This is a genomic window from Nocardiopsis sp. NPDC007018, assembly GCF_040635075.1.
In the GTDB taxonomy this organism is placed as follows: Bacteria; Actinomycetota; Actinomycetes; order Streptosporangiales; family Streptosporangiaceae; genus Nocardiopsis.
In genome coordinates, this window is record NZ_JBEYHA010000011.1 from 133,937 (window position 1) to 139,936 (window position 6,000).

At 62.4% G+C, this 6,000-nt stretch carries 5 protein-coding genes; all 5 read left to right on the forward strand.

All coding sequences use genetic code 11. The features are described from left to right. The first annotated feature begins 167 nt into the window (after positions 1-167). Genes ABZ635_RS08920 through ABZ635_RS08940 form a run of 5 tightly spaced genes read left to right on the forward strand, consistent with a single transcriptional unit; the run spans position 168 to position 5,269 of the window. Positions 168-1,151, forward strand: coding sequence for an asparagine synthetase A (locus ABZ635_RS08920; RefSeq protein ID WP_357761171.1), 984 nt, complete (start codon positions 168-170; stop codon positions 1,149-1,151). Between the two features lie 12 nt (positions 1,152-1,163). Further along, positions 1,164-2,078 (forward strand): phytanoyl-CoA dioxygenase family protein, encoded by a 915-nt coding sequence (locus ABZ635_RS08925; protein WP_357761174.1) that lies wholly within the window; start codon positions 1,164-1,166, stop codon positions 2,076-2,078. 35 nt (positions 2,079-2,113) lie between these two features. Next, the gene (locus ABZ635_RS08930) at positions 2,114-2,950 is read left to right on the forward strand and encodes a methyltransferase domain-containing protein (protein WP_357761177.1); all 837 of its coding nucleotides are present in this window, start codon (positions 2,114-2,116) and stop codon (positions 2,948-2,950) included. Next, the gene (locus tag ABZ635_RS08935) at positions 2,947-3,699 is read left to right on the forward strand and encodes a class I SAM-dependent methyltransferase (protein ID WP_357761180.1); all 753 of its coding nucleotides are present in this window, start codon (positions 2,947-2,949) and stop codon (positions 3,697-3,699) included. The genes ABZ635_RS08930 and ABZ635_RS08935 overlap by 4 nt, the downstream gene beginning before the upstream one ends. Then, a complete protein-coding gene (locus ABZ635_RS08940) occupies positions 3,692-5,269 on the forward strand; it encodes a histidine phosphatase family protein (RefSeq protein WP_357761182.1) in 1,578 nt (525 codons plus the stop codon). Before ABZ635_RS08935 ends, ABZ635_RS08940 begins: the two co-directional genes overlap by 8 nt. The last annotated feature ends 731 nt before the right edge of the window (positions 5,270-6,000 follow it).

Sequence of the window (6,000 nt, forward strand, 5' to 3'; positions counted from 1 at the left end):
TGTAGCTTGGGTGGTGTTGGCCTTGGGCGGGTGCCAAACGGTGTCGCGTCCGGTTCTTTTGGGTGTCATGTTTGATCGTCTTATGATCGCCTTTTTGGTGTCCCGAATGCCTTATTTTTCACGTGGGGAGTGTGTGTTCATTGAATTTTCAGCCAGCTCCAGATGGCTTGATTAAAGTCGATCCAAAGAGATACCTTCGTATTGTCGAAGACCCTTGGTATCGTGGCCTGGTAAGTGTTCAAGACATCATCAGCTTTGAGACGGCGGTGTTCTGGAAGAAGAGGGGGGTCAAGTGCCTGCATCTTCCCATCACCACCAACGCGGTGTCGTCCCCCATGGGGCTCGGGAGCGACTCGGAACCGGTGGCCATCGAACTATTCGGAGTACGAACCTACCTGGCTGATTCGATGCAGTTCATGCTGGAGTACGGGTGTCGGCTCGCCAAGGAAGGCACCTACTACCTCATGCCGAGTTTCCGGGGGGAGCCGTCGGACAAGGTACACCTGAACCAGTTCTTCCACAGTGAAGCCGAGATCCCCGGCGGCCTGGAAGACGTTGTTCGCGTAGCAGACGAGTACGTACGGCATTTGGCGACCGCGGTGCTGCGGGAACACAGTTCGTTGGTCGAGGACCTGGCCGGAGACACCAAGCACGTCGAGGAATTCCTTGCATCCCCCAGCGCAAGGATTACCTTTGACGACGCTGCGGAGATGCTCACAGGTGAGGAAGACGTCATAGTTCAACACGACGGTTGGCGCTCCATCTCGCGCAAAGGCGAGCGCTTGCTCATCGAACGACTCGGCCCTGCCGTCTGGCTCACCAACTTCGACCGGCTGTCGACACCCTTCTACCAAGCGGCGAGCCCTGAGGGGCGCGGAGCGCTGTGCGCCGACTTGCTTCTGGGGCCAGGGGAGATCATTGGTTGCGGGGAGCGGCACACCACTGGGGACGAGGTACGCGACGCATTGCACGACCACCGTGTCCCACCGGAGGATTACCGATGGTACACGGAACTGAAGGACGCGGCGCCCATGCGCACCAGCGGGTTCGGTATGGGTGTCGAACGCTTCATCATGTGGTTGCTCCGCAGCGACGATATCAGGAACCTTCAATTGGCCGAGCGCTACAATGGTGTGCTGACCGCACCCTGAGGAGGCCGAACTGTGCGGTCACTAATCGACTCGACCGACTTCCTCCACGATCCCACCGCACTGCGGGAACGGTTGGTGGAGGAGGGATACCTGTACCTTCCCGGCTTTCTGCCAGCAGACGATATGATCCGAGTCCGGACGATCCTGGCCCAATCCCTGACGGACCACGGCTGGCTCACCGACCCGCACAGCCTGACGATGGCCTCCCCCGGCCTTCAGTTCTCAGGGGAGTCATTTTCCCGGGTCTACCCCTCCGTCCAACAAGTCGAGGACTTTCACCGGTTGGCCCAGCATTCGCGCTTCACAGAGGTCACGGAAGCGCTCCTCGGTGGGCCCGTCTTCTGCCACCCCGCGAGGGTGCTTCGTCTCGCGACCCCTCGGGAAAGCCGCTACACCACACGGGCACACCAGGACTTCGCCGTCCTGCATGTGACGTCGGATGTTCTCACCTGTTGGGTCACCTTCACCCAGTGCGACAGCGAGCAGCAGGGGTTGCGTCTCATCCCACGGTCCCACCGCAATGGCTACCTGCCGACTGACGAGACACAGGGTGGGAGCCGTCCCCTCTACCTCGGGGTCGCTCCGGACGATCCTCGTTGGGTCACTGCTGACTACGCCCCTGGCGATCTGGTGCTCTTCCACAGCCTCACGGTGCACGCCGGCGGCCCCAACCGCAGCGATCGGCTGCGCATGTCCATGGACATCCGATACCAGCGCGACGACGAACCCTTGCTCAGCGAGTTCACCCACCCGCATGGGTGGCCCCGCACCCCCGACTGGGACCAGCTCGCGGATGGCTGGGCCGACCGCAGTCTGCACGCACTCCCACCCGGGGTGAGGATTGTGCACACCGACCCTGACACCCCTTATCACGAACGGCTCCAGGGACTGCGCGCGCCGCGGTCGCGCCTCCTGGACCGAGAATGATCTAAACACACCGGGAGCCGACAGCGATGTCACTCATGTCGAATCAGCAGTTCACCGACTTTTTCGAGCCGTACGCGGGCAATGTGGAAGGTTTCTATGAAGTGGCTTACTGGAAACTTTCCGACGAACTCATCAAGGAGCTGATGCGGCGTCACCTCAACCTCCCGTCGGGCGGTCATCTGATCGATGTGGGCGGTGGAACCGGGCGCTGGGCCCTTTGGGCCGCAGCCGAGTTCCAGGCTGAGGTCACTGTCGCGGACAAGTCACCTCGGATGCTTGAACAGGCCCGGCACAACGTCGCTGAGGCGGGAGGTGAAGACCGAGTCACCCTCGTCGAGTGCGACTTGCAAGACGCTTCCGAGCTTCCCAGCGACCACTATGACGCCATGATCAGCACGTACGGTGTCCTCAGTTTCCTCGACCGGCCCGCCGATGCGTTTCGTACGCTCCACCGGGTCCTCAAACCCGGAGGAATTGCACTGTTGATGAGCCATTCGCTTTCGAACGCACTCGCCTCGAAGGTCAACCGGGACGGGGCCGGTGTCGAGGAGTTGCGTGAGCTGTCGGAGAAGCAAATTGTGCGCTGGGCCCCGCACGTTCCTCCTCTTCGTGTCTTCTCCGCTCAGGACTTGCGGGGCCTGGGCGAAGAGGCTGGCTTTGAGGCCCTGGGCGTTTTTGGTGTGACCTCGGTGGTCAGTCCGGGTCCCGAGGACTTTGGATACCCATATGACAAGATCAGCGCCGTCTCCCAGGCCTTGCAGGATCCCGACTACTTCGCCACGGTTTTGGACCTGGAGCTCCGGGCGAGTGAACGCGGAGAGTGGGCCGAACGGGGTACGAACCTTATGCTCAAGGTGAGGAAGCCCTTGTGAGACCCTATGAGGCGCTCGCGCTGGTCTATGACGAATGGACGGCCGAGAACGATTATCAGGGGTGGTCCGAATACATCATCAAGGCCGCGGGAACCTCCGCTGGAGGGAACCTGCTGGACCTCTGCTGCGGTACGGGGCGGATGACGCGTCTCCTCCATGACGCCGGCTATCAGGTCACCGGTGTGGACTCCTCTCCCGGGATGCTGTATCGGGCCGCAGAGGCCTTGCCCCCCGGGACGCCCTTGATCGAAAAGGACCTGGCCGTTGCGGGCGGGGAGCTCGGCGTGCCGAGTGGAGCGTTCGACGTCGTGGTCTGTTCCTTCGACAGCATGAACTACTTCTCCGCCGAATCGTCGCTGTCCGCCCTCTTCACATACGCGGCGACGGCGCTGCGTCCCGGAGGCACCTTTGTCTTCGATGTGAACACGCGTACGAAGCTGCAGGATGTGTTCGGGGACAGCCACTACGGTGATGACCTGGGGAGTTTTGGGTACGTCTGGCGCAACCGTTATGAACCGAGTTCCCGCACCTGCCGTTTCTTGATCACCCTCTACCTTCGAGAGGGGACCCTTTTCACCCGGTCGGAGGAGGTTCACGTCCAGCGCTGGTACGAAACCGGTGAGCTGACGTCCCTGGCGGCGGGAGCTGGCTTCACCATCCGAGCGGTCACGGACGACTACACCGACAGCCCTGCCGGCCCCGATACTCTTCGCGAGACCTGGGTCCTCAAACGGGGTGACGGTGTCTGATCGCAGCCACCGAGTCTTCCTGGTACGGCACGGTCTTCCGGATTGGGGGGCAACAGAGCGCTTTCGCGCCTTGTCCCCCGATCTGGTACCGCTCACCGAAGACGGCCAAGACCGCATGCGTACCTGCGCGGAGCGGCTAGCCGCCGCGCGCGTTGCCCGCGTGGTGAGCTCGCCTGCGACCAGGGCCCTGCAGTCCGCACACATCCTGGCCGGGGAGCTCGACGTGCCGTTGGTGGTCGAACCGGACGCACGGGAGTGGATACCCGACCTGACCGTCCCGGGGGCGCCTGGACACCGGGGGTTCCAGTCCGCCTTCACCAAGATGTTCGATGCCGGCGGCGAATGGCCTACTGGCGGTTCGGAGACCTGGGAACCGCTCTCTGCGCTCAGGCGAAGGGCTAACGCCGTACTGTCCGCCTACCGTGGAGAGTGCATCGCCGTCGTCACCCACTCGGTGGTGATCTACGCACTGTCGGGAATGGAAGTTCCGCCTGGGGGCATCGTTGAGATCACCTGTCCCGAAACGGTTGATGACAGGGGGGCGACGCCAAAGATCGTAACTGTCGAGACCTCTCCCCGACAGTCGGCCCTGCTCGACGCCGCAATTCAGGACGCTGTCGAGGGCCGCGCCCCGGACGCGGGCATGCTCTCCCTGGGCTATGATTTCACGGACAGGGTGGACATCCGCTGTTTGGACCATGCGCTCATTCGAGTGACTCGGGAACGAATCGAGCCGGGTTTGCGATTCTCTCTCAAACAGGACGGTGGTCACCGTGCCGAATGGGTTGAGGGTTCGGAACTCGTCGTCGAGGCCCTTGACCTCGACGGCATCCAGGCGGCTACCTGGATGGAACAGAGGTTGGATACGAGGATTCCGTTGCTGGACTGGTGGCCACTGATGCAGGTGAGCGTTTTGCGTTCGAGACGGGACACCGTGTGTTTGACGTTAAACGGAATTCTCGCCTCCCAGCACGGCGCGATGGAGCTCGGCACGGCGTTGCTCCGTGCCTATCAAGAAGAGCAAGCGTCGCGAGGACGCGTACTACGTCAGGAACAGTGGGTACCCGAGAAGACCAACAGAGCCAATCGGCCGGTGCGATTGTTGGATGAAGAACACGTCGGGCTCCTGGCCGCGCAATGTCTAAGAAGGTCCGCGCGGGTGAGCGACGCGGTGGTGGCCGCGCTGGCCTGCTCTCTCCACGATGATCGGCGCCGTCCCGTCACGGTCGGACGGGCCGATGGGTGTGACGAGGCGGTTTCGGCCATTGTGAGGGCCTTTCCCGAAACCGGTCTGGACGCCGCCTTGGGTCGCGCCGCAGGACAGTCGTACCAGGCGTCGAACCCCGACCCCTGGTACACAGTCGTCCTTGACGATCATGGGGACGAGGACGCGTCCTCGGTCCCCCTTCCCACCCTGATGGCCTGGCAGGACCGCACAAGGACGCTTCGGTTCAGTCTCACCCGGAGCGCGCTGGTCGGTTGGTGCCCCGGTACGAATGACACGGATGCCGAGAACCTCCACGTTCGAATGAGGCGCCTGCTGCTCAGGTGGGCGCGAGGGCGTGTATGAGCGAAACCCCCTCAGCTCATTTCTGACACTGTTAGTACTCCAACCGCACTTTGAGATCTCGGTCTGAGCAACCCTCGGACATGAGACAGCTACCGCTGTGATCATGTGAGTGTGTTAGAACCAGATGATCGGCGGTGGCCGTGCCACCCACTGTAATGGAAGTCGATCCCACCGTCTGGGAGAACAGTTTCGACGACCTATTGTCGTAGCGCCCTTCTTCGGCCGCAGAGAACCCGGCTGCGCGCCCGCTCCTACCTGCTGGGCCTGCTCAGCGGCATGGAGCGCAAGAACGGCTGGTCCCTGGCCGAGTTCGCCGGCTACACGACACCGGACGGCATGCAGCGACTGCTTAACCACGCCCGTTGGAACGCTGACCAGATACCTGATGCACTGCGCGCCCAGACTGCGGAACGGATCGGCCACCTGGAGGGGGTGTCGTGGACGACACCGGGTTCGAGAAGAGTGGGTCTTAACCCCGGTGGCCGGATCGCGATGGAGTGTGGAGGAGGTGTTCCAGGCGACCAAGAACGAGGTGGGCCTGGACAACTACCAGGTCCGTACGCACACTGTTTCGTGCCGGGTTTATTGGAGGCTCTGGTGTGTCCTGCGTTCTTCGGAGTCGGATTTCTGGATTCTGGGACCACGTGACCTCAAGGAGGCATCGTGGGACGTCGTGGATACCCGACCGAGTTCCGGCGCAAGGTCTTGGACTTGGTCCAAGCCGGGCGCAG

Bases quoted from the DNA above. Each gene is read 5' to 3' on its own strand.
- ABZ635_RS08930 (WP_357761177.1), top strand. From the start codon at position 2,114: ATGTCGAATCAGCAGTTCACCGACTTTTTCGAGCCGTACGCGGGCAAT.